The organism is Streptomyces sp. MMG1121, assembly GCF_001280015.1.
Taxonomy (GTDB): domain Bacteria; phylum Actinomycetota; class Actinomycetes; order Streptomycetales; family Streptomycetaceae; genus Streptomyces.
The window spans coordinates 226,136-247,233 of sequence record NZ_LGDV01000201.1; the positions used below are offsets into that span (position 1 = coordinate 226,136).

Genomic DNA, 21,098 nt, shown 5'->3' on the forward strand with positions numbered 1-21,098 from the left:
GATCCGCCGGTACGCGGTGGTCCACGTCACACAGCGTTACTTCTCACACGATCAACGCGAGGGTCACCGGACGTTCACCATGGGTTTCACACTTCTGGTGAGACAGTGATACTGCTGCACATGACGACCGACGCGACGAGCGACACCGGGGAGCAGACCCTCACCATCGACGAGCTGGCCGCGCGCGCGGGCGTCACGGTCCGCACCGTCCGCTTCTACGGCAGCAAGGGGCTGCTCCCGCCCCCGGAGATCGGTCCGCGCCGGGTGGGCCGCTACGGCCCCGGGCATGTGGCACGGCTGGCCCTCATCGAGCAGTTGCAGCAGCAGGGCATGACGCTGGCGGCGATCGAGCGGTACCTGCGGCAGCTGCCGCCCGACCTCAGCCCGCACGACCTGGCCATTCACCGCGCGGTGGTGGCGTCCTGGGCACCGGACGCGGTGGACACGGTGTCACGGCGCGAACTGGAGCGGCGGGCCGGGCGGCCGCTCTCCGCCGAGGACGTGGAGCGGCTGGCGGCGATGAACGTCGTCGTGGCGGGCGACGGGGACCACGGCCCCTACCGCGTCGACTCCGGGCTGCTCAGGCTCGGCGTGCAGCTGCTCGACGTACCGCTGTCGCAGGAGGTGATCCTCGCGGCGCGCAAGGTGCTCATCGAGCACTCGCGCGCCGCGGCCCACGAGCTGGCCCGGCTCTTCCGCGGCGAGGTGGCCGAGCGTGCCGCCCGGGACGTGAAGTCCCTGTCGGCGCACATGCACCCGTTGGTCGTGCAGGCGCTGCTGACGACGTTCCAGCGGTCGCTGCGGGAAGAGCTGAGCGAGTGGGTCGGCGGATCGGACGGATCCGCGGCGGGCGGACCGGATCCGGACTTCAGTCGCTGAAGCGCTCCCCCTTCTCCGCCTTCTCCACGAGCAGCGCGGGCGGAGTGAACCGCTCGCCGTAGGTCGCGGCCAGCTCCCGCGCGCGGGCCACGAAGCCGCGCAGGCCCCCTTCGTAGCCGTTGACGTACTGCAGCACGCCGCCGGTCCAGCCGGGGAAGCCGATGCCGAAGATCGAACCGATGTTGGCGTCGGCGACCGAGGTCAGGACGCCCTCTTCGAGGAGCCGCACGGTGTCGAGCGCCTCGGAGAAGAGCATCCGCTCCTGCATGTCCCGGAACGGGATCTCGTACCCCGGCCTGGTGAAGTGCTCGCGCAGGCCCGGCCAGAGTCCGGCCCTCTTGCCGTCCTCGGTGTAGTCGTAGAAGCCGCCGCCGCCGCTGCGGCCGGGACGGCCGAACTCGTCGACCATGCGGTCGATGACCGACTCGGCCGGGTGGGCGGTCCAGGTGCCGCCGGCCTCCTCCACGGCCCGCTTCGTCTCCTTGCGGATCTTGCGCGGCAGGGTGAGGGTCAGCTCGTCCATCAGGGAGAGCACCTTGGCCGGGTAGCCGGCCTGGGCGGCGGCCTGCTCCACGGAGGCGGGCTCAATGCCCTCGCCGACCATGGCGACGCCCTCGTTGATGAAGTGGCCGATCACCCGGGAGGTGAAGAAGCCGCGCGAGTCGTTCACCACGATCGGCGTCTTGTTGATCTGCCGGACCAGGTCGAAGGCCCGGGCCAGGGCCTCGTCGCCGGTGCGCTCGCCCTTGATGATCTCGACCAGCGGCATCTTGTCGACCGGCGAGAAGAAGTGCAGCCCGATGAAGTCGCCCTGGCGCTCCACACCCTCGGCGAGGGTGGTGATGGGCAGGGTGGAGGTGTTGGAGCAGAGCAGCGCGTCCGGCGCGACGACGGACTCGATCTCCTGGAACACCTTGTGCTTGAGCGCGGTGTCCTCGAATACGGCCTCGATCACCGCGTCGCAGCCCGCGAGGTCGGCCGCCTCGGCGGTCGGGGTGATCCGGGCGAGCAGTGCGTCCGCCTTCTCCTGGCTGGTACGGCCCTTGGCGACGGCCTTGGCGCACAGCTTCTCGGCGTAGCCCTTGCCCTTGGCTGCGGCCTCGGCGGAGACGTCCTTCAGGACGACGTCGATGCCCGCGCGGGCACAGGAGTAGGCGATGCCGGCGCCCATCATGCCGGCGCCGAGGACGGCGGCCTTGCGGACCGGGCGGGGCTCGATGCCCTTCGGGCGGTTGGCGCCGGAGTTGACGGCCTGGAGGTCGAAGAAGAACGCCTGGATCATGTTCTTCGAGATCTGCCCGGTGACCAGCTCGGTGAAGTAGCGGGTCTCGATGGTGATCGCGGTCTCGAAGTCGACCTGGGAGCCCTCGACGGCCGCGGCCATGATGTTGCGCGGGGCCGGGTAGGGGGCGCCGGCCGTCTGCTTGCGCAGGTTGGCCGGGAAGGCGGGCAGGTTGGCGGCGAACTTCGGGTTCGCGGGGGTGCCGCCGGGGATCTTGTGGCCGGGGACGTCCCAGGGCTGGCGCGACTCGGGGTGTGCGTCGATGAAGGCGCGGGCCTTGGCCAGCATCTCCTCCGGGGTGGCGGCCACCTCGTGGACCAGGCCGTTCTCCTGGGCGCGGCGCGGGTTGTACTGCGTGCCCTGGAGCAGCACCTTCAGCAGGGCGTCCGTGATGCCCATCAGGCGCACGGTGCGGGTGACGCCGCCGCCCGCGGGCAGCAGGCCCAGCGTGACCTCGGGCAGGCCGATCTTGGAGCCGGGGGCGTCGAGCGCGATGCGGTGGTGGGAGGCGAGCGCGATCTCGTAACCGCCGCCCAGGGCCGCGCCGTTGATGGCGGCGACGACCGGCTTGCCGAGGGTCTCGATGCGGCGCAGGGCGTTCTTGATCTCGGTCGCGGTGTCGAAGACCCGCTGGGCGTCCTCGGGGCCGGCCTTGATCATGTCCTTGAGGTCGCCGCCCGCGAAGAAGGTCTTCTTGGCGGAGGTGTAGATGATGCCGCGGATGGAGTCCCTCTCGGCCTCCGCACGCGCGGCGATCGCCGTGACGGAGGCGCGGAACGCCTCGTTCATGGTGTTCGCGGACTGGTTCGGGTCGTCGAGGACGAGGGTGACGACACCGGTGTCGTCCTGCTCCCAGCGGATGGTCGTGCTTTCGGTCATGACAGTGGTCTCCGTTGAAGTCTGGTGATTCCGCGGGGAGGTCAGATGCGCTCGACGACGGTGGCGATGCCCATGCCGCCGCCGACGCACAGGGTGGCGAGGCCGTAGCGCTTGTCCTGGCGCTCCAGTTCGTCCACGAGGGTGCCGAGGATCATCGCGCCGGTCGCGCCGAGCGGATGGCCCAGCGCGATGGCGCCGCCGTTGACGTTGACCTTGTCCAGGGACAGGCCCATGTCCTTGACGAAGCGCAGCACGACCGCGGCGAACGCCTCGTTGATCTCGACCAGGTCGATGTCGTCGATGGTGAGGCCGGCCTTGGCGAGCGCCTTGCGGGTGGCGGGGGCGGGACCGGTGAGCATGATGGTGGGCTCGGAGCCGGAGACGGCGGCGGAGACGATCCGCGCGCGCGGGGTGAGGCCGTAACGCTCGCCGACCTCCTTGGAGCCGATCGCGACGAGCGAGGCACCGTCCACGATGCCGGAGGAGTTGCCCGCGTGGTGGACGTGGTCGATCTTCTCCACCCAGTGGTACTTCTGCAGCGCGACGGCGTCGAAGCCGCCCAGCTCGCCGATGTCGGCGAACGACGGCTTGAGCCCCGCCAGCGAGTCGGCGGTGGTGCCGGGGCGCGGGTGCTCGTCGTGGTCGAGCACGACCAGGCCGCTGCGGTCCTTCACGGGGACCACGGAACGGTCGAAGCGGCCTTCCTTCCAGGCAGTCACCGCGCGCTCCTGGGACAGCGCCGCGTACTCGTCGACGTCCCGGCGCGAGAAACCCTCGATGGTGGCGATCAGGTCGGCGCCGATGCCCTGCGGCACGAAGTTGACGGCGAGGTTGGTCATGGGGTCGTTGAACCAGGCGCCGCCGTCGGAGGCCATCGGCACCCGGGACATCGACTCCACACCGCCGGCGAGGACCAGGTCCTCGAAGCCCGAACGGACCTTGGCAGCGGCCATGTTGACGGCCTCCAGGCCCGAGGCACAGAAGCGGTTCTCCTGCACGCCCGCGACCGTGTCCGGCAGTCCCGCGGCGATGGCGGCGATCCGGGCGATGTCGGAGCCCTGGTCGCCGACCGGTCCGACGACACCGAGGACGATGTCGTCGATCGCGGCCGGGTCGAGACCGGGGAAGCGGTCGCGGATCTCGTGGATGAGGCCGACGACCAGGTCGATGGGCTTCGTGCCGTGCAGGGCGCCGTTCGCCTTGCCGCGGCCGCGCGGGGTGCGGATCGCGTCGTACACGTACGCTTCGGTGCTCACTGGAGTGCCTTTCGGGATGGGTGTGCCGAGCGGGGTCAGTCGCTGCCTGTGACCGGGGCGTCGTCCGCACGTGCGGGTATCGCCCAGTCCCGCGCCACCGCCTCCGTGTCCGCGCCCGGGCGGGCCGGGCCGGTGCGGACGGCGGTGGGGGTCGCGGAGAAGCGGGGGGCGGGCGCGGGCTGGGTGATGCCGCCGTGGTCGGTGAAGGTGCCGCGGGCGGCGAGATGCGGGTGGTGCGGGGCCTCGCGCAGGGACAGCACGGGGGCCACGCAGGCGTCGGTGCCCTCGAAGACAGCCGTCCACTCGTCGCGGGTGCGGGACCTGAAGCGGGCGGCGACGCGCTCACGCAGCTCGCCCCAGCGGGTCCAGTCCTTGCGGGCGGGGGCCAGGTCGTCCAGCCCGAGCAGGTGCAGGAACTCCTCGTAGAAGCGGCTCTCCAGGGCACCGACCGCCATGTACTTGCCGTCGGCCGTCTCGTACGTGCCGTAGTAGGGGCAGCCGCCGTCGAGCAGGTTGGCGGAGCGGCGGTCCTGCCAGCCGCCGGCCGCGAGCATGCCGTGGATCATCGCCGACAGATGGGCCGTGCCGTCGACGATGGCGGCGTCCACGACCTGTCCCGTGCCGGTCGCGCGCGCGTGGTGCAGGGCGGCGAGGACGCCGACGACCAGGTAGAGCGAGCCGCCCGCGTAGTCCCCGAGCAGGTTGGCGGGGACGGCCGGGGGTTCGTCCGGGCGGCCGATCATGCCGAGGGTTCCGGTGAGCGCGATGTAGGCCACGTCGTGGCCCGCGCGGTGGGCGAGGGGGCCCTCCTGGCCCCAGCCGGTCATCCGGCCGTAGACCAGGCGGGGGTTGCGGGCGTGGCACTCCTCGGGGCCCACGCCGAGGCGCTCGGCGACGCCCGGGCGGTATCCCTCGACGAGGATGTCCGCCCGCTCGGCGAGGTCCAGCACGCGCGCGGGGCCGTCCGGGGCCTTCAGGTCGACCACGACCGAGCGCTTGTTGCGGTTGGTGACGTCGTACGCCGGGTCGATCGCGAGGCCGGCGCCGCCCGGCCGGTCCACCCGGACCACGTCCGCGCCCAGGTCGGCGAGGAGCATGGCGGCGAACGGGCCCGGCCCGATGCCGGCCAGCTCGACCACGCGCACGCCGGAGAGCGGACCGCTGCCCGGCGTCGTCGGCGTCTGTGCCGTCGTCATGCGTCCAGCCCCCAAGCCTGTGTGACACAACTGATGTAACACCAGCGATGCTAAGAACACGTTCCATCGGACACAAGACCTAACGAGCAAGCGCTTAGCCAAGTGCCCGGCGAGGCGCCGATCACCCGGGAGAGTGAACGTCGGACGGGGGCCGGAGGCGTCACTCGACGCGCGCGTCGAGTTCCGCTATGAGGCGTTTCGGCGCGATCGACCGGTAGCTCTCCTCGACCCACTCGCACAGCAGCTCCGCCGCCGGGGCGCCCGCCCCCACCAGCGGGATGTGCACCCAGCCGGCCCGGCCGAGACCGTAGCCCGCGGGCTCGGCGCGGGGGGCGGTCAGCGCGTGGGCGTGGGCCGCCTCGTCCCGGAGTTTGACGGTGAGGCCCAGCGGGTGAGTGCCGTCGTCCACGCCGAGGAAGACGAACACCTTCCTGTCGGCCTTCGCGACGGTCTCGCCCCACGGGTACTCCTCGGCCGCGCCGGGCAGCCGCAGCGCGAACTCGCGTACGTGCTCCCGCTTCTTCAGCGCGTTCCTGGCTGGGGCCACCTCTGCCTCCGGGCTGGTCGTCGACGCTCGCTCTCCTCACGCTAGCCTCAGCCACCGACAGCGGCGCGGGCTGCACGATCAAGGGGTGTCATGAGCAGGCTGAAAAGGACGGATCGTCCCTACGACCTCGTGCTCTTCGGGGCCACGGGCTTCGTCGGCACCCTCACGGCGGAGTACCTCGCCGCGCACGCGCCCGAGGGTCTGCGCTGGGCGGTGGCCGGCCGCGACGCACGGAAGCTGGAGCGGCTGCGCGAACGGCTCCCCGGCGGCGCCGACATCGGGGTGCTGCGGGCCGACGTGACCGAACCGGCCGGGGTGCGCTCCCTCGCCGAGCACGCGCGCGTAGTGGCCTCGGCCGTCGGGCCGTACGTGCTGTACGGCGAGGAGCTGGTCGCCGCCTGCGCGGACACCGGGGCCGACTACCTGGACCTGACCGGTGAGCCGGAGTTCGTGGACCTGATGTACGTCCGGCACGACGCACGCGCGCGGGAGACGGGCGCGCGCCTGGTGCACGCCTGCGGCTTCGACTCCGTGCCCCACGACCTGGGTGTGTACTTCACGGTCCGGCACTTGCCGCAGGGGGTGCCGCTGACCGTGGACGGTTACGTCACCGCCGACGCGGCCTTCTCCGGCGGGACCCTGGCCTCGGCGCTGAACCAGGTCGCCCGCGGCCGCCGGATGCTGGCCGCCGCGCGCGAACGGGGGCGGCACGAGCCACGCCTGATGGGACGCCGGGTCACGGCGCCGACGGGCGCGCCACGGTTCGCCTCGGAGGTCGGCGCGTGGGCGCTGCCGCTGCCGACCCTCGACCCGCAGACCGTGCGGCGTTCGGCACGGGCACTGGAGCGGTACGGTCCGGACTTCCGCTACCGGCACTACGCGGCGGTGCGGCATCTGCCGGTCGCCCTCGGCGGGCTCGCCGCCGTCGGCGCGGCGCTGACCGCCGCCCAACTGCCGCCCGCGCGGCGCTGGTTGTCGGACCGGCTGGAGCCGGGGGGCGGGCCGAGCGCCGAGAAGCGGTCCAGGAGCTGGTTCTCGGTGCGCTTCGTGGGCGAGGGCGGCGGCCGGCGCGTGTACACGGAGGTCGCGGGCGGCGACCCCGGCTACGACGAGACGGCGAAGATGTTCGCCGAGGCGGCACTGTGCCTGGCCTTCGACGACCTCCCGCCGACGGCCGGGCAGGTCACCACGGCACAGGCGATGGGCGACGCCCTGACCGGACGGCTGAGCGCCGCCGGCATCACCTTCCGGGTGGCGGCCGGCGGGTAGCCGACGCCCCCGCCTTCCCTGTCGTTTGAGAGTTTGCGGACGCGCCCCCGCAATCCCTCCGCGGCCTGGCGCTGAAAAGTCTCACCGGGTCTTTCAATGACACGATTGAGGCCCAGACCGGAGCAGACGCAAGAAGGCGAGGAGAGCGTGAAGTTCGTGCTCGAAGTGACCATGGACGAGGGCGCGTCGGCGCGGGACCGGGCGAGTGAGCTCGGCCGGATCCTGCGCTACTGGGGCGGCAATCTCCACCACTACGCCCTCGAACCGGGCGACGGCGCGGCCGTCCACGACTCGGCGTATCAGGAGGTCGGCGCCTGGCGCGTCGTCGCCTCCTGAAGCGCCCGGCGGCACAGGGCGTCCGCCCGGCGCGTGGTCTCCGGCAGCCGGTAGCGCGGGGTCAGGGCCAGGGTGTGCGCCAGGGCGTTGTCCAGGCTCACCCGGTGGCCGACCGAGACGAAGACCGGCTTGACGCCGTCCTGGGTGCGCAGGGCGCGCCCGACCTCCTCGGTCCCCGCGAGCAGCGCGGCGCAGGCGCCCCGCGCGGGGGCCGGGTCGTCGTACGTGAAGGTGAACGGGTTCTTGGCGACGCCGATGACCGGCAGGCCGGTGAGCACGCCCAGATGGCTGGCGAGACCGAAGCGGCGCGGGTGGGCGAGGCCGTAGCCGTCGCACACCACCAGGCCGGGCGGGCACGGCAGCCGGTCCAGGACCGCCCGGACGGTGGGGATCTCCCGGAAGGCGAGCAGACCGGGCACGTACGGGAAGGACACCCGGCCGACCGCGGTCGCCTCGGCCACCACGTCCAGGGTGGCGGCGTCCAGCACGACGGCCGCCGCGGCGACGAGGTCGAGGTCGTCGTCGTAGGCGACGTCCACCCCGGTGACATGCCCCTCCCCCGGCGGCGGTCCGGGCTCGTCCAGCACCACCCGCCCGCGCAGTTCGTCCTGTACGGCGCGGGCCTCTTCCTCGGTCGCGGGCCAGCCCGCGGGCACACCTACGGTCGTCATGGTGACGAGAACTGTACGGGCCGCAGGCGGCTGCCGGAGTCCGGGGGTAGCCTCGTGATCGTGTTCGTGCTGGAGCTGACCTACACCGCGCCGCTCGACGCCGTCGACGCCCTGCTCCCCGACCACCTGGCCTGGCTGGACGAGCAGTACACGCAGGGCGTCTTCCTGGCCTCCGGGCGCAAGACACTCCGGGACGGCGGGGTGATCCTGGCCGTCGCGGAGGACCGCGCCCGGATCGACGAGATCATCGCGCGTGACCCGTTCGCCGTCGCCGGGGTGTGCACGTACCGCGTCACCGAGTTCGTCGCCACGAAGACGGCTCCCGGGCTGGACCGGTACCGGCAGACGCCGAGCTGAGCCGGCCCCTCGCTCAGCGTTCCAGCCTGGCCACCCTGCCCTGCTCGCCGGCCGCCCAGCAGCTCAGGTCGGGTGTGCAGGTCACGGTGTCGTAGGAGCCGGTGTCGATCGTGCGCCAGGTGCGGCCGCCGTCGGTGGTCAGGTCGGTGCCGGTGGGGCCGACGGCGAGCGCGGCGGTGCGGCTGTGCGGCAGCCAGGAGGCGCCGGAGCGGTAGGCGGGCGGGGGTGTCGCGGCCGGGGTCCAGGTGCGGCCGCCGTCGGCGGTGACGGCGGCGGCGTCGGGCGAGGAACGGTCGGGGCGGTAGTCGCCGCCGACGGCGAGGCCGTGGGCGCGGTCGCGGAAGGCGAGCGCGAAGACGCCCTTGGCCGGATCGCCGGCCGGGACGGGTGTGTCGGCCGCCGTCCAGGTCAGTCCGCGGTCGGCGGAGTGCAGCACGCGCGCGCGGGCACCGCCCCCGGTGGCCAGCCAGACGTCCTTGGGGCCGGAGGTGACCAGGCACTGGCCGCTCGCGGCGAAGCCGGCCTCGCCGTCCAGGGCGGGCGGCATGCCCTGTGCCGGCAGCACCCGCCAGGAGCGGCCGCCGTCACTGGTGGACAGGATGCGGAACCTGCCGTCCACCGGATCGCCCAGGGCGAGGCCGTGGCGGCGGTCGAAGAAGGCCAGGCAGTCGTAGAAGGCGTGCGGATCGGTGTTGCGGAAGGACTCGGTCCAGGTCGCCCCGCCGTCGTCGGTGCGGTAAACACGGGAGGCCTCGCCCTCGCCGATGGCCAGCACCACCGCGCGCCGCGCGTCGAACGCCTGCACGTCCCGGAACTCCAGGTCGCCCCCGCCCGGCGGAGAGACGTTCCGCCAGCTCGAACCGCCGTCCGTGGTGCGCAGCACCGTGCCGCCGGTACCGGCCAGCCAGGCGGTGTGCCGGTCGACGGCCGCGAGCCCCCGGAAGCGGACCTGCGGGGTGCCGGGGTCCTTCGCCGCCCAGTGCACTGTGCCGCCGTCGTGTCCGAGGGTCCCGCCGGCCTGTCCGAGTGTCCCGCTGTCCGGCCCGAGGGACCGCGCCTGGGCCGCCGGTACGGTCAGCGCGGCCAGCGCCGCCCCGCACGCCACCCCCGCCGCCACCAGCCGGCCCGTCCGTGCCCTGCGTCGCGTGCTCCCCAAGCGCCTCATGGCGGGCGAAGCTAGCCCACCGGACCGGCGCCGTCCAGGGGCCCAACTGCCCGTCGTCGCGGGCCCGACGGCCCGCGCCCGCCGCGCGGGAACACGGTGACCGAGGTCACTCGTGCTTCGTGTGCACGCTTCGGCCGGATCCGACGTCTCTTCCAGTGCCGGGTGCCGCACACCCGGGCGTAGTCCAGCCGTCACGAGGGAGCAAGGCGTTGTCCACCGTCATCGAGCAGCCGGTAGAAGCCCGCCTCGTCGCCGCCGCACCGCGCATGCCGAGCATTCCCGCCACGCTGCGCTACGACCGGCGCGACCCGTTCGCCGTCGTCATGACCTTCCCGGCCCCGGCCACCCTGGAAGGCGTCGAGGTGTGCTGGACCTTCTCCCGCGAGCTGCTGCTCGCCGGGCTGGAGGGCCCGGAGGGCTACGGCGACGTCCGGGTGCGGCCCTACGGCTACGACCGCACGGTGCTGGAGTTCCACGCCCCCGAGGGCACCGCGGTCGTGCACGTGCGCTCGGGCGAGATCCGGAGCTTCCTGGTGGCGGCCGACGACCTCGTGCCCGTCGGCCTCGAACACCTCCAGCTCGACCTGGACCACGACCTGGCCGAGCTGATGCGCGACGCCTGCTGACCGCTACGCGCGCGTGACAGCGCGTCCGGCCCCGGCACGACCGGCGGCGACCGGCCGCACTTAATTGCGTTGACAGCCCAAAGAGTCCCTCCTACCGTTTACATCGGTCCTGTTGCCGTCGATTGGAGAAGGACGTTGCTCGTCTGAGGTCCTGAGGCATCGCGTCGCACCGGTGAGGTGTGCGCGGCGTACGACCTCGGCGTCCGAGCCGTCCCCCGGCACAGGCCCTTTTTTTCTGGGCTCCTCGTGCCCCCAGACCTTCGGTTCCCGCCTCGCGGTGTCTCGACATGCGCTCACCCGACCGCACGCACCCTTATGCGAGGCCTCCATGTCATCCTCCCTCACCTGTACGTCCCTGACCTTCGCCTGGCCCGACGGCACCGCCGTCTTCGACGGGCTCGACATCGCCTTCGGCCCCGGCCGGACCGGGCTCGTCGGCGTCAACGGATCAGGGAAGTCGACCCTGTTGAAGCTGCTGGCCGGGGAACTCACCCCGGCCGACGGCACGGTCAAGGCGGCCGGCGATATCGGCTACCTCCCGCAGAACGTCACCCTCGACACCGCACTCCGCGTCGACCAGGCCCTCGGCATCGCCGCACAGCGCGCCGCGCTGCACGCCATCGAGGCGGGCGACGTCGCCGAGGAGCACTTCGAGACCGTCGGCGACGACTGGGACGTCGAGGAGCGCGCCCTGGTCACCCTCGGCGAGCTCGGACTCGGCCACATCGGCCTGGACCGCACCGTCGGCGAGGTCTCCGGCGGCGAGTCCGTGCTGCTGCGACTGGCCGCGCTGTTGCTGCGCCGCCCGGACGCACTGCTGCTGGACGAACCGACCAACAACCTCGACCTGTACGCGCGCCGGCGGCTCTACCAGGCCGTCGCCGCATGGCCCGGAGTCCTGATCGTGGTCAGCCACGACCGGGAACTGCTCGACCAGGTCGACCAGATCGCGGATCTGCGCTCCGGGGAGGTCGTCTGGTACGGCGGCAACTTCTCGGCCTACGAGCAGGCCCTCGCCGTCGAGCAGGACGCCGCCGAGCGGATGGTGCGCGTGGCCGAGGCCGATCTGCGCAAGCAGAAGCGTGAACTGGCCGACGCCCAGGTCAAACTGGCCCGCCGCAAACGGTACGGCCAGAAGATGTACGAGCAGAAGCGCGAGCCGAAGATCGTCATGGGGGCGCGCAAACGCGCCGCCCAGGAGTCCGCGGGCAAGCACCGGATCATGCACGAGGAGAAGCTCGCCGAGGCCAGGGAACGGCTGGACGAGGCGGTGGAGGCCGTACGGGACGACGACGAGATCCGCGTCGAGCTGCCGTACACGGCCGTGCCGCCCGGCCGGCAGGTGCTCACCCTGGAGAACCTGGGGCTGGCCTACGGGTCGCGGGTCGAGGGCATCCTCGACCTGCGCGGCCCGGAGCGGATCGCGCTGGTCGGGCGCAACGGCGCCGGCAAGACGACGCTGCTGCGGACCGTCGCCGGGGAACTGGCGCCGGTCTCCGGTGAGGCACACGCGCACGTACCGCTGCGTTTTCTGCCCCAGCGGCTGGACGTGCTGGACGACGACCGGACGGTCGCCGAGAACGTGGCCCGGTTCGCGCCGGGCGCCACCAACAACCGGATCCGGGCGCGCCTCGCCCGCTTCCTTTTCCGGGGCGCGCGAGCCGACCAGAAGGCGGCCACGCTGTCGGGCGGCGAGCGGTTCCGGGCGACGCTGGCCGCGCTGATGCTCGCCGAGCCCGCACCCCAGCTGCTGCTGCTCGACGAGCCGACCAACAACCTCGACATGGCGAGCGTGCGGCAGCTGACCTCGGCCCTGGAGTCGTACGAGGGCGCACTGCTCGTGGCCAGCCACGACCTGCCGTTCCTGGAGTCGATCGGCATCACCCGCTGGCTGCTGATGGAGGAAGGAGAACTGAAGGAGATCGCGCCGCAAGACGTCGGGTAGGCACGTACGGGCGGCTCGCGGGACATCGACCACGAGGGGCTCGCCGACCGGTTCGCACGGCGCCGGCGCGAAGACCGTGCGGTGCGGTGCCGGTGGTGGAGCACGGCCCCGATCCCATCACCCCGGCCGGCCATGTCGTCGGCCGGGGACTAGGTGCTACGGCTCACCGTGCGGGGCGCCTCGGTCGCCGGCGCCCGGGACACGGCGCCGGAGCGGGCTCCGGGTCTCCTCACCCGGGCCGGGGACGTGGTCGCCGCGTACCACCCGGGCGTCGTCCGGCTCGCCCGCCGGATCGTCGAACTCGGCCGGGACCGCGGCGAGGTGCGCTTCACGGGGCCCCCGAAACGGCTGCGCACGGCACGGGGATCGGCCACCGTGGAGCGTCGGTGACGGACCACGGCGGTCCGATGTCCCGGGCGCGGCCGCGGCCCCGACGTCTCAGGAGGGGCACAGCCTGACAACGAGGGTTTTGCCCTGGCGGGAGCGGGCTGCATGATGGCGAACCGGTGCCGTCCATCACCGGCGCCGGCCGCCGCACCATCGATTCGAAAGGTCCCTCGTGCCCAGCAAGAAGGCCCTCGTCCGCCGCCCCAGCCCCCGCCTCGCCGAAGGCCTGGTGACGCACGTCGAGCGGGAGAAGGTCGACGTGGAGCTCGCCACGGAGCAGTGGGAGGCCTACGTCGAGGCGCTGCGCACGCACGGCTGGGAGACGATCGAGGTCGACCCGGAGGACGACTGCCCGGACTCGGTGTTCGTCGAGGACACCGTCGTCATGTACAAGAACGTGGCCTTGATCACCCGGCCCGGCGCCGAGTCCCGGCGTATCGAGACCGTCGGGGTCGAGGAGGCGGTGGCCCGCCTCGGCTGCTCGGTGAACTGGATCTGGGAGCCGGGCACGCTGGACGGCGGCGACGTCCTGAAGGTCGGCGACACCGTCTACGTCGGCCGGGGCGGGCGGACCAACGCGGCCGGTGTACAGCAGTTGCGGGCCGCCTTCGAGCCGCTCGGCGCCCGCGTGGTGGCCGTCCCGGTGACGCGGGTGCTGCACCTGAAGTCGGCGGTGACGGCGCTGCCCGACGGCACGGTGATCGGGCACATACCGAAGCTGGACCGGCCCTCGCTCTTCCCGGGCTTCCTGTCGGTTCCGGAGGAGTCCGGCTCGCACGTGGTGCTGCTCGGCGGCCACAAGCTGCTGATGGCGGCGAGCGCCCCGAAGACGGCGGAGCTGCTGACCGATCTCGGCCACGACGTGGTCACGGTGGACATCAGCGAGTTCGAGAAGCTGGAAGGCTGTGTGACCTGCCTCTCGGTACGCCTGCGGGACCTGTACGCCTGATCGGGTGATTCCGGCACCCCTACGGCCCCGCGACCTGGACGCCCCGGGGCCGTTTCGCCTGCCCGCGAAACCCGTGCAGGGTGCATCGAAAACCCGTGCCAGGGGTGCTGATCAGCGATCTTTACAGCGAACTTAACCTACGGCTTCGTAACCTACGGATTCGTAGCCTACGATCTCGTAGGTTTCCGGCCCCGCTCGCCGGACCGTCCCCTTCTCTCCACTCTCGCCCGGCGTCCCCCTGGAGTTCCCGTGACGATCACCTCCCCTCACCTCGGCAGCCCGTCCGCCTGGACCGACGCGCGGCTGCTGTACGCGCTGGAGGAAGTGGTCGAGAACGAACTGAACCGGCATCTGAAGATCGCCAAGGACTGGATGCCGCACGAGTACGTGCCGTGGAGCGACGCCCGCAACTTCCCCGGCCTCTTCGAGGACGGCGAGGCCTGGGGCAAGGACCAGTCCAAGGTGACCGAGATCGGCCGGATCGCCCTCGTGGTCAACCTGCTCACCGAGGACAACCTGCCGAGCTACCACCACGAGATCGCCACGCTCTTCGGCCGCGACGGCGCCTGGGGCACCTGGGTGCACCGCTGGACGGCCGAGGAGGGCCGGCACGGCATCGTGATGCGCGACTATCTGCTCGCCTCGCGCGCGGTGGACCCCGACAAGCTGGAACAGTTCCGCATGTCGCACATGAGCGAGGGCTTCGAGTCCGACAACGCTCACTCGATGCTGCACTCGATCGCCTACGTCGCCTTCCAGGAGCTGGCCACCCGCATCTCGCACCGCAACACCGGACACCAGTCCGGCGACCCGGTCTGCGACCGCATGCTGGCCCGCATCGCGACCGACGAGAACCTGCACATGGTCTTCTACCGCAACCTGCTGAAGGCCGCCTTCGAACTCGCTCCCGACCTGACCATGCAGGCGGTCCGGGACGTCGTGGTCAACTTCCGGATGCCCGGCCACGGCATCCCCGGCTTCGAGCGGGCCGCCGCGCAGATGGCCATCGGCGAGGTCTACAACCTGCGCATCCACCACGACGACGTCCTGCAGCCCGTGCTGCGCTTCCTGAAGGTCCTGGAGATCGACGGCCTCGGCCCCGAGGGCCGCCAGGCGCAGGAGGAACTCGGCCTGTTCATGGGCGGGCTGAACGACGAGGCCACGAAGTTCGACGAGAAGCTGGCCGCGCGCAAGGCCAGGATGGCGGCGCGGGCCGGGAGCTGACCGCGGGCGGGGCGACGGTCTCCGACGGCGGGTGGGCCGCGGGAACGGGGGCCCGCCGGCGTCAGGAGGAGGCGCGGCGCAGGGCGAGGCGTTCCTTCTCGGAGAGCCCGCCCCAGACGCCGAAACGCTCGTCGTTCGCCAGGGCGTAGTCCAGGCAGGCCGGTCGCAGCTCGCACATGGCGCAGATGCGCTTCGCCTCGCGCACCGAGCTGCCGGGCTCGGGGAAGAAGAAGTCCGGCCCCGTCTGGGCGCACAGGGCCTGCGCCTGCCAGGTGTCGTCGGCCGGGGTGATCGTGTCGATGTGCATGGTCAGGATCGTGCCGCGCGGTGAAAAACGTTCGATCAACGCGGGCTCAACGCCGCCGCCAAGGCCTCCGGCAGCCCCGATCATGCGCCCCCGGTCCACGCGAGTGCACGGCGGCGCGCGGGGGCGTGTGCGAGAACCCGGAGAGCGCGTCCGGTCACGCAGGGTGAGGCCGGGGACCGCTGCGGCACGTCGCGGTGCTCCGGCGGCGATTGTCAGTGGGGGGTGCCAGACTCGGCAGTGCAGAGGACGGGACCCCTTTCGAGGAGTACGAAGATGCTCACCACCCGTTTCGCCAACGGCGCCCCGAACTGGATCGATGTCGCCACCTCCGACATCGAAGGCGCCCGGTCCTTCTACGACGCTCTGTTCGGCTGGGAGTTCCAGTCGGCAGGACCGGACGCCGGCGGCTACGGCTTCTTCCAGCTGGGCGGGAGAACCGTGGCGGGCTGCGGGCCGAGCGGCCCCGAGCAGGCTTCGTCGGCCTGGACGGTGTACTTCCAGAGCGCGGACGCCGAGGCCACCGCGAAGTCGGTCGAACAGGCCCACGGCAGCGTGCTGTTCGGGCCTGTGGACGTGATGGGCCAGGGACACATGGCGGTCCTCGCCGACCAGGCAGGCGCGCCGTTCGGGATCTGGCAGCCCGGACAGACCAAGGGCGTGGACGTGGCGAACGAGCCGGGCTCGCTGTGCTGGGTCGAGCTGTACACCCCGGACGTCGCGGCGGGCGCCGCCTTCTACCAGCGGGTGCTCGGCATGGAGACCTCCTCGGCGCCGTTCCCGGGCGGGACCTACACCTGCTTCAATCCGAACGGTGCCGGCGAGGAATCGATGTTCGGCGGGATCATGCCCCTGTCCGACGCCCCCGGCAAGGCGGGCGGCGCCCCCCACTGGCTGCCGTACTTCGAGGTCGAGGACGCGGACGCCACGGCCGACAAGGCACAGCAGCTCGGCGGAGCGGTGCGCATGCCGGCGACGACGATGGCGGGCGTGGGCCGCATGGCCCAGCTCACCGACTCGCACGGCGCCCACTTCGCGGTGATCCGGAGCGCGTCGCCGCAGGGCTGAGCCCCGGCCGGACGGGGCCGGACCGCCGCCCGTGGCTACGCGGAGGCGCGGCGGATCAGGGCCGTCGGGAGGATCACGCCGCCGGCGGGCGGCGGGTCCGCCGGGGCTCCGGCGCGGTCGCGGCCGCCGGACAGACCGCGCAGCAGCAGGCGGGCCATCAGACGGCCCATCTCCTCGATGTCCTGACGGACCGTCGTCAGCGGCGGATCGGTCTGTTCGGCGACGGGCAGCACGTCGTCGAAGCCGATCACGGCCACGTCCTCGGGCACGCGTCGGCCGCTCGCCCTCAGCACGCGCAGCGCGCCGAGCGCGGTGAGGTCGTTGGCGGCGAACACAGCGTCCACGTCCGGGCAGCGGTCGAGGAGTTCACGCATCGCCCGTTCCCCGCCGGCCGGGGTGAAGTCGCTCTCCACGACCAGCCGGGGATCGCTCCCGCCGGGCACGTCCTCCATGACGTCCCGGTATCCGTCGAGCCGGTCCACCGCCGAGGTCTGGTCCAGGGCACCGGTGAGGTGCGCGATACGCCGGCGGCCGAGGTCCACGAGATGGCGTACGGCCGTGTGGGCTCCGCCCCTGTTGTCGCAGTCGACGTACACCACGTCCGTATGGTCGCCGGTCCGGGTGTCGTCGCCCCAGCCGGGCCGCCCGCCGAAGACGGTGGGCACGGCGGCCTCGTGGATGAGGCCGGGCAGCGGGTCGTCGAGGTGCAGGGAGAAGACGAGCGCGCCGTCGACGTGTCCGCCGGCGAGATACCGGGCCACGCGCGCGTGATCGGCACGGCCCTCGGTGAGCAGGAGCACGAGCTGGTTGTCGTGGGCGGTCAGCTCCTTGCTGATGCCACGCAGCTGGAGGGCGAAGAAGGGGTCGGCGAAGACCCGGGCCTCGGGCTCGGCGATGACGACGGCGACGGCGTCGTGGCGTCTGGTGACGAGGCTGCGCGCCGCCTGGTTGGGCACGTAGCCCAGCTCCGCCACGGCCCGCCGCACCCGCTCGGCCAGCGGCTCGCGCACCCCGTCGCCGCCGTTGACGACCCGCGACACGGTGGCCCGGGACACCCCGGCCCGCGCGGCCACGGCCTCCAGCGTGGGACGCGACACTGCCTCGGTCACTTCGGGTCTCCTCATCGGCGGCTGCCGGCCAGGATAACCGCCAGGTGGCGCCCCTGTCGGTGGCACAACAACGCCTCGGCCGGGGCGGGTTGCACGGCTTCCGGGCGCCGCACGGAAGCGAGCGCGGATCGAGCCACCAGGCGAGGGCGAGATCCAGCCGGTCCAACCCGACCGGGCCGTACACGGCCGGTGGCGCGGAGGAGTGGGTGGACGGTGATCGAGGGGTGTGGCCCGGCGACAGGGGGGCAGGACCGGGATGCCCTCAGGACGTCTCCTCCCGCCGGGCCCGGCTCGGCTGAACGCGTTTCGGTTCGCCGGGCATCTTCGGGTATTCCGGTGGGTACGGCAGATCGCCCAGGCCGTGGTCGTGTTCGTCGCGGCGGGCCAGTTCCAGGAGGGCGTCCAGGGAGTAGGCGTGATCGTCCATGTCGGCGTGTACGTCGCCGAGTTCGGCGAAGCGGGCCGGCATGGTGGCGAGGTCGAAGTCGCGGGGGTGGGCCGCGCCGACCTCCTCCCAGCGCAGCGGCGCCGAGACGGGGGCCTGCGGGCGGGGGCGTACCGAGTAGGCGGAGGCGATGGTGCGGTCGCGGGCCGTCTGGTTGTAGTCGAGGAAGATACGGCGGCCCCGCTCCTCCTTCCACCATTTGATCGTCACCTGGTCGGGCATCCGGCGTGCCATCTCCCGGCCGACCGCGATCGCGGCGCGGCGCACCTGGGTGAAGGTCCAGCGTGGCTCGATCGGGACGAAGACGTGCAGGCCACGCCCGCCGGAGGTCTTCGGCCAGCCGCGCAGTCCGCCGAACTCGTCGAGGACGGAGCGCAGCTCATGGGCGGCGCGGACCGCGTCGTCAAAGTCCGTGCCGGGCTGCGGGTCGAGGTCGATACGGAGTTCGTCGGGGTGATCGACGTGGGTGCGGCGCACCGGCCAGGGGTGGAAGGTGAGCGTGCCGTACTGGGCGGCCCACACCACGGCGGCCTCCTCGGTGGGGCACATCTCGTCGGCGCTGCGGCCGCTGGGGAAGGTGATGTGGGCGGTCGGGATCCAGTCGGGCATGCCCTTGGGGGCACGCTTCTGGTAGAACCACTCGCCGTCGACGCCGTCCGGGTAGCGCTGGAGAGTGGTGGGCCGCTCGCGCAGGGCGCGCAGGATGCCGGGGCCGACGGAGGCGTAGTACCGGGCGACGTCCAGCTTGGTGAAACCGCGCTCGGGGAAGAAGACCTTGTCCGGGCTGGACAGCCGTACGGTCCGGCCGGCCACGTCCAGTTCCACCGCATCACCCATGCGGCCACGGTAGGCGCACCCCGCACAGCACGCATACCGGGTGACAGCGGGCGTTCACCGTCGTATGCCCGCAGAATCGAACCCATGGATCTGCCGGTGATGCCGCCCGTTAAACCCATGCTCGCCAAGTCGGTGGCGAAGATCCCGCCGGGTATGCACTACGAGGCGAAGTGGGACGGGTTCCGGGCGATCGTGTTCCGTGACGGGCCCGACGTCGAGCTGGGCAGCCGGACCGGGAAGCCGCTGACCAGGTATTTTCCCGAGCTGGTGGCGGCGCTGCGGGAGCGGGTGCCCAAGCGGTGCGTGCTCGACGGAGAGATCGTGATCGCGCGGAACGGGCGGCTGGACTTCGACGCGCTGACCGAGCGCATCCACCCGGCGGACTCCCGGGTGCGGATGCTGGCCGAGAAGACGCCCGCCTCGTTCGTCGCCTTCGATCTGCTCGCCCTGGACCGCGACTCGCTGCTCGACGTGCCGCTCACCGACCGTCGCGCCCTGCTGGACCGGGCGCTCGCCGAGTCGACCCCGCCGGTGCATCTGGCCCCCGCGACGAGGGACATCGACGTGGCCCGGCGATGGTTCGAGCAGTTCGAGGGCGCCGGTCTGGACGGGGTCGTGGCCAAGCCGCTCACCCTGCGCTATCTCCAGGACGAGCGGGCCATGTTCAAGATCAAGCACGAGCGGACGGCCGACGTCGTCGTGGCCGGGTACCGCTTCCACAAGAGCGGCCCGGTGGTCGGCTCGCTGCTGCTCGGGCTGTACGACGACCACGGCAGGCTCCAGCACGTGGGCGTCTCGGCCGCCTTCGCCATGACGCGGCGCGCCGAACTGGTCGAGGAGCTGGCGCCGCTGCGCATGGACGACGTGACCGGGCACCCCTGGGCGGCCTGGTCGGACGAGTCCGCCCACGAGACGGCCCGGCTGCCGGGCGCGCCGAGCCGCTGGTCCGGCAAGAAGGACCTGTCCTGGGTGCCGCTCCGACCGGAGCGGGTCGCCGAGGTGGCCTACGACCACATGGAGAACGGGCAGCGTTTCCGGCACACCGCCCGCTTCCGCCGCTGGCGCCCGGACCGTACGCCGGAGAGCTGCACGTACGCGCAGTTGGAGGAGCCGGTGCGCTACGACCTGGCGGAGATCCTCGGCTGAGCGCCGCGCCGGGAAGCGATCAGCACGGCCCCGCGCCCGTTCCGGCGCTGCCCCCACCCGGGTCACACCATGCGCCCGATCGGCCCCTTGAACGCGCACGACCGTGAGTGATCGGGTATGGCCACCGTTGACCTGATGAGCACACAATCGGACAACGTGGACTGGGTGGCAACGGTGGGCATGAGATACGGAGCGCGCTCGCGGCGCGTGGTACTGACAGCGGCCGTGGTGGCCACCTCGCTGACCGTCTCCTTCACGGCGGGCTGCACGCACCGCGGCCGGGACGACGACCGCGCCCCGCAGCACATCCCGGCACCGGCATCGCCCCTGACAAGGCCGGCGTCACCGGCGCACTCGACCGCCGGGTCACCGCTCGCCGTGAAGATCGACAACGCGCCGGCGGCCCGCCCGCAGACCGGGCTGGCGGCGGCTGACGTGGTGTACACGGAGCCGGTGGAGGGCGGTCTGAGCCGTCTGCTGGCGGTGTACGCGACCACGCTGCCGACGGCGGTCGGACCGGTGCGCAGCGCCCGCGAGTCCGATCTGGAGCTGCTGCGACAGTTCGAGCGGCCCGCCCTCGCCTTCTCGGGCGCCCAGCACAAGCTGCTGCCGCTGATCGGCAGGGCACCGTTGCGGGCGGAGTCACCCGGCGCGGCCCCCGCCGCCTACTACCGGGGCCTCGGCAAGGCCGCCCCGCACAACCTCTATCTGCGTCCCGCCAGGCTGCTCTCCGCCGCGCCGGGCAAGAGGGCGCTGACGACCGGCTTCGGTTACGGCCCGGCCCCGTCGTCGGGCGGCACCCGCACGGCCTCGCGCACCGTCCGCTATCCGGCCGCCCGCTTCACCTTCACCTGGTCCGCCCAGCGGAGCCGCTGGCTGGTCGCGATGGACGGCACGCCCACGGTGACGACCGACAGGGTGCCGGTGGCCCCGGCCACGGTCGTCGTGCAGTACGTCAGGATCCGTGGCTCCCGCTACCACGACGCGCTCGGCAACCACACGCCGTACACCGAGACGGTCGGCTCGGGGAGCGCGGAGGTGCTGCGCGACGGGCGGTCCTTCGCCGCCTCCTGGTCACGGCCGGTCGCGACGGGCGGTACGACGTTCACGGCACGGGACGGCAGGCCGCTGAAGTTCGCCGCCGGACAGGTGTGGGTGGTGTTCGCCCCGGCGCCGTGATCCTTGCACGGACGGCTGCGTAACGGCACGGGCAACGCGGAC

General features: G+C 72.4%; 21 protein-coding genes. 12 read left to right on the top strand and 9 right to left on the bottom strand.

The window, feature by feature from the left end:
• The first annotated feature begins 120 nt into the window (after nt 1-120).
• Nucleotides 121-879, top strand: a complete 759-nt coding sequence (locus tag ADK64_RS26095; RefSeq protein ID WP_053662815.1) for a MerR family transcriptional regulator — start codon at nt 121-123, stop codon at nt 877-879.
• Here the strand turns inward: ADK64_RS26095 and ADK64_RS26100 are convergent.
• From ADK64_RS26100 to ADK64_RS26115, 4 genes are all read right to left on the bottom strand, one after another.
• On the bottom strand, nt 869-3,040 hold the full coding sequence (locus ADK64_RS26100) for a 3-hydroxyacyl-CoA dehydrogenase NAD-binding domain-containing protein (RefSeq protein WP_053662531.1): 2,172 nt from the start codon (nt 3,038-3,040) through the stop codon (nt 869-871). The two genes, ADK64_RS26095 and ADK64_RS26100, sit on opposite strands and share 11 nt — an antisense overlap.
• Nucleotides 3,041-3,081: 41 nt before the next feature.
• Complete coding sequence (locus ADK64_RS26105; protein ID WP_053662533.1) at nt 3,082-4,296, bottom strand: acetyl-CoA C-acetyltransferase; 1,215 nt, start codon at nt 4,294-4,296, stop codon at nt 3,082-3,084.
• 35 nt (nt 4,297-4,331) lie between these two features.
• Nucleotides 4,332-5,492, bottom strand: a complete 1,161-nt coding sequence (locus tag ADK64_RS26110; protein WP_053662535.1) for a CaiB/BaiF CoA transferase family protein — start codon at nt 5,490-5,492, stop codon at nt 4,332-4,334.
• 160 nt (nt 5,493-5,652) lie between these two features.
• Nucleotides 5,653-6,039, bottom strand: coding sequence for an MmcQ/YjbR family DNA-binding protein (locus tag ADK64_RS26115; RefSeq protein WP_053662537.1), 387 nt, complete (start codon nt 6,037-6,039; stop codon nt 5,653-5,655).
• 90 nt (nt 6,040-6,129) lie between these two features.
• On the opposite strand from ADK64_RS26115, the gene ADK64_RS26120 reads away from it, so the two are divergent.
• Complete coding sequence (locus tag ADK64_RS26120) at nt 6,130-7,308, top strand: saccharopine dehydrogenase family protein (RefSeq protein WP_053662539.1); 1,179 nt, start codon at nt 6,130-6,132, stop codon at nt 7,306-7,308.
• Nucleotides 7,309-7,455: 147 nt separating this feature from the next.
• Complete coding sequence (locus ADK64_RS26125) at nt 7,456-7,644, top strand: hypothetical protein (RefSeq protein WP_053662541.1); 189 nt, start codon at nt 7,456-7,458, stop codon at nt 7,642-7,644.
• On the opposite strand, the gene ADK64_RS26130 is transcribed toward ADK64_RS26125, so the two are convergent.
• On the bottom strand, nt 7,608-8,315 hold the full coding sequence (locus ADK64_RS26130; protein ID WP_053662544.1) for an endonuclease V: 708 nt from the start codon (nt 8,313-8,315) through the stop codon (nt 7,608-7,610). The genes ADK64_RS26125 and ADK64_RS26130 overlap by 37 nt on opposite strands.
• A 60-nt stretch (nt 8,316-8,375) precedes the next feature.
• On the opposite strand from ADK64_RS26130, the gene ADK64_RS26135 reads away from it, so the two are divergent.
• A complete protein-coding gene (locus ADK64_RS26135) occupies nt 8,376-8,672 on the top strand; it encodes a YciI family protein (protein WP_107093094.1) in 297 nt (98 codons plus the stop codon).
• A 13-nt stretch (nt 8,673-8,685) separates the two neighbouring features.
• On the opposite strand, the gene ADK64_RS26140 is transcribed toward ADK64_RS26135, so the two are convergent.
• The gene (locus tag ADK64_RS26140; protein WP_199829710.1) at nt 8,686-9,837 is read right to left on the bottom strand and encodes a WD40/YVTN/BNR-like repeat-containing protein; all 1,152 of its coding nucleotides are present in this window, start codon (nt 9,835-9,837) and stop codon (nt 8,686-8,688) included.
• 209 nt (nt 9,838-10,046) lie between these two features.
• Between ADK64_RS26140 and ADK64_RS26145 the strand changes: the two genes are divergently transcribed.
• From ADK64_RS26145 to ADK64_RS26165, 5 genes are all read left to right on the top strand, one after another.
• Nucleotides 10,047-10,463 carry an SsgA family sporulation/cell division regulator gene (locus ADK64_RS26145; RefSeq protein WP_053662551.1) on the top strand — a complete coding sequence of 139 codons (417 nt, stop codon included), beginning with the start codon at nt 10,047-10,049 and terminating at the stop codon, nt 10,461-10,463.
• 328 nt (nt 10,464-10,791) lie between these two features.
• Nucleotides 10,792-12,408 carry an ABC-F family ATP-binding cassette domain-containing protein gene (locus ADK64_RS26150; protein WP_053662553.1) on the top strand — a complete coding sequence of 539 codons (1,617 nt, stop codon included), beginning with the start codon at nt 10,792-10,794 and terminating at the stop codon, nt 12,406-12,408.
• 153 nt (nt 12,409-12,561) lie between these two features.
• Nucleotides 12,562-12,798 (top strand): hypothetical protein, encoded by a 237-nt coding sequence (locus ADK64_RS26155; protein ID WP_053662555.1) that lies wholly within the window; start codon nt 12,562-12,564, stop codon nt 12,796-12,798.
• Nucleotides 12,799-12,967: 169 nt separating this feature from the next.
• The gene (ddaH, locus tag ADK64_RS26160; protein WP_053662557.1) at nt 12,968-13,744 is read left to right on the top strand and encodes a dimethylargininase; all 777 of its coding nucleotides are present in this window, start codon (nt 12,968-12,970) and stop codon (nt 13,742-13,744) included.
• 249 nt (nt 13,745-13,993) lie between these two features.
• Entirely contained in the window at nt 13,994-14,968 is a 975-nt protein-coding gene (locus ADK64_RS26165) for an acyl-ACP desaturase (RefSeq protein WP_053662559.1), read from the top strand.
• Nucleotides 14,969-15,029: 61 nt separating this feature from the next.
• On the opposite strand, the gene ADK64_RS26170 is transcribed toward ADK64_RS26165, so the two are convergent.
• Entirely contained in the window at nt 15,030-15,275 is a 246-nt protein-coding gene (locus ADK64_RS26170; RefSeq protein ID WP_053662822.1) for a WhiB family transcriptional regulator, read from the bottom strand.
• Nucleotides 15,276-15,548: 273 nt separating this feature from the next.
• On the opposite strand from ADK64_RS26170, the gene ADK64_RS26175 reads away from it, so the two are divergent.
• Complete coding sequence (locus ADK64_RS26175) at nt 15,549-16,340, top strand: VOC family protein (protein WP_053662561.1); 792 nt, start codon at nt 15,549-15,551, stop codon at nt 16,338-16,340.
• A gap of 35 nt (nt 16,341-16,375) precedes the next feature.
• Here the strand turns inward: ADK64_RS26175 and ADK64_RS26180 are convergent, their stop codons facing one another.
• Both ADK64_RS26180 and ligD read right to left on the bottom strand, forming a co-directional pair.
• Nucleotides 16,376-17,449, bottom strand: a complete 1,074-nt coding sequence (locus ADK64_RS26180) for a LacI family DNA-binding transcriptional regulator (protein ID WP_053662563.1) — start codon at nt 17,447-17,449, stop codon at nt 16,376-16,378.
• Between the two features lie 262 nt (nt 17,450-17,711).
• On the bottom strand, nt 17,712-18,731 hold the full coding sequence (ligD, locus tag ADK64_RS26185; protein WP_199829711.1) for a non-homologous end-joining DNA ligase: 1,020 nt from the start codon (nt 18,729-18,731) through the stop codon (nt 17,712-17,714).
• Between the two features lie 84 nt (nt 18,732-18,815).
• On the opposite strand from ligD, the gene ADK64_RS26190 reads away from it, so the two are divergent.
• Together ADK64_RS26190 and ADK64_RS26195 are read left to right on the top strand one after the other, a co-directional pair.
• Complete coding sequence (locus tag ADK64_RS26190; RefSeq protein WP_053662565.1) at nt 18,816-19,877, top strand: ATP-dependent DNA ligase; 1,062 nt, start codon at nt 18,816-18,818, stop codon at nt 19,875-19,877.
• Between the two features lie 135 nt (nt 19,878-20,012).
• Nucleotides 20,013-21,056 carry a DUF3048 domain-containing protein gene (locus ADK64_RS26195; RefSeq protein ID WP_234384705.1) on the top strand — a complete coding sequence of 348 codons (1,044 nt, stop codon included), beginning with the start codon at nt 20,013-20,015 and terminating at the stop codon, nt 21,054-21,056.
• The last annotated feature ends 42 nt before the right edge of the window (nt 21,057-21,098 follow it).

Coding starts and splice junctions, on each gene's coding strand:
- ADK64_RS26195 (WP_234384705.1), top strand. CDS start 20,013: ATGAGCACACAATCGGACAACGTGGACTGGGTGGCAACGGTGGGCATG.
- ADK64_RS26130 (WP_053662544.1), bottom strand. CDS start 8,315: ATGACGACCGTAGGTGTGCCCGCGGGCTGGCCCGCGACCGAGGAAGAG.
- ADK64_RS26110 (WP_053662535.1), bottom strand. CDS start 5,492: ATGACGACGGCACAGACGCCGACGACGCCGGGCAGCGGTCCGCTCTCC.
- ADK64_RS26175 (WP_053662561.1), top strand. CDS start 15,549: ATGCTCACCACCCGTTTCGCCAACGGCGCCCCGAACTGGATCGATGTC.
- ADK64_RS26170 (WP_053662822.1), bottom strand. CDS start 15,275: ATGCACATCGACACGATCACCCCGGCCGACGACACCTGGCAGGCGCAG.
- ADK64_RS26120 (WP_053662539.1), top strand. CDS start 6,130: ATGAGCAGGCTGAAAAGGACGGATCGTCCCTACGACCTCGTGCTCTTC.
- ADK64_RS26100 (WP_053662531.1), bottom strand. CDS start 3,040: ATGACCGAAAGCACGACCATCCGCTGGGAGCAGGACGACACCGGTGTC.
- ligD (WP_199829711.1), bottom strand. CDS start 18,731: ATGGGTGATGCGGTGGAACTGGACGTGGCCGGCCGGACCGTACGGCTG.
- ADK64_RS26140 (WP_199829710.1), bottom strand. CDS start 9,837: ATGAGGCGCTTGGGGAGCACGCGACGCAGGGCACGGACGGGCCGGCTG.
- ADK64_RS26190 (WP_053662565.1), top strand. CDS start 18,816: ATGGATCTGCCGGTGATGCCGCCCGTTAAACCCATGCTCGCCAAGTCG.
- ADK64_RS26150 (WP_053662553.1), top strand. CDS start 10,792: ATGTCATCCTCCCTCACCTGTACGTCCCTGACCTTCGCCTGGCCCGAC.
- ADK64_RS26095 (WP_053662815.1), top strand. CDS start 121: ATGACGACCGACGCGACGAGCGACACCGGGGAGCAGACCCTCACCATC.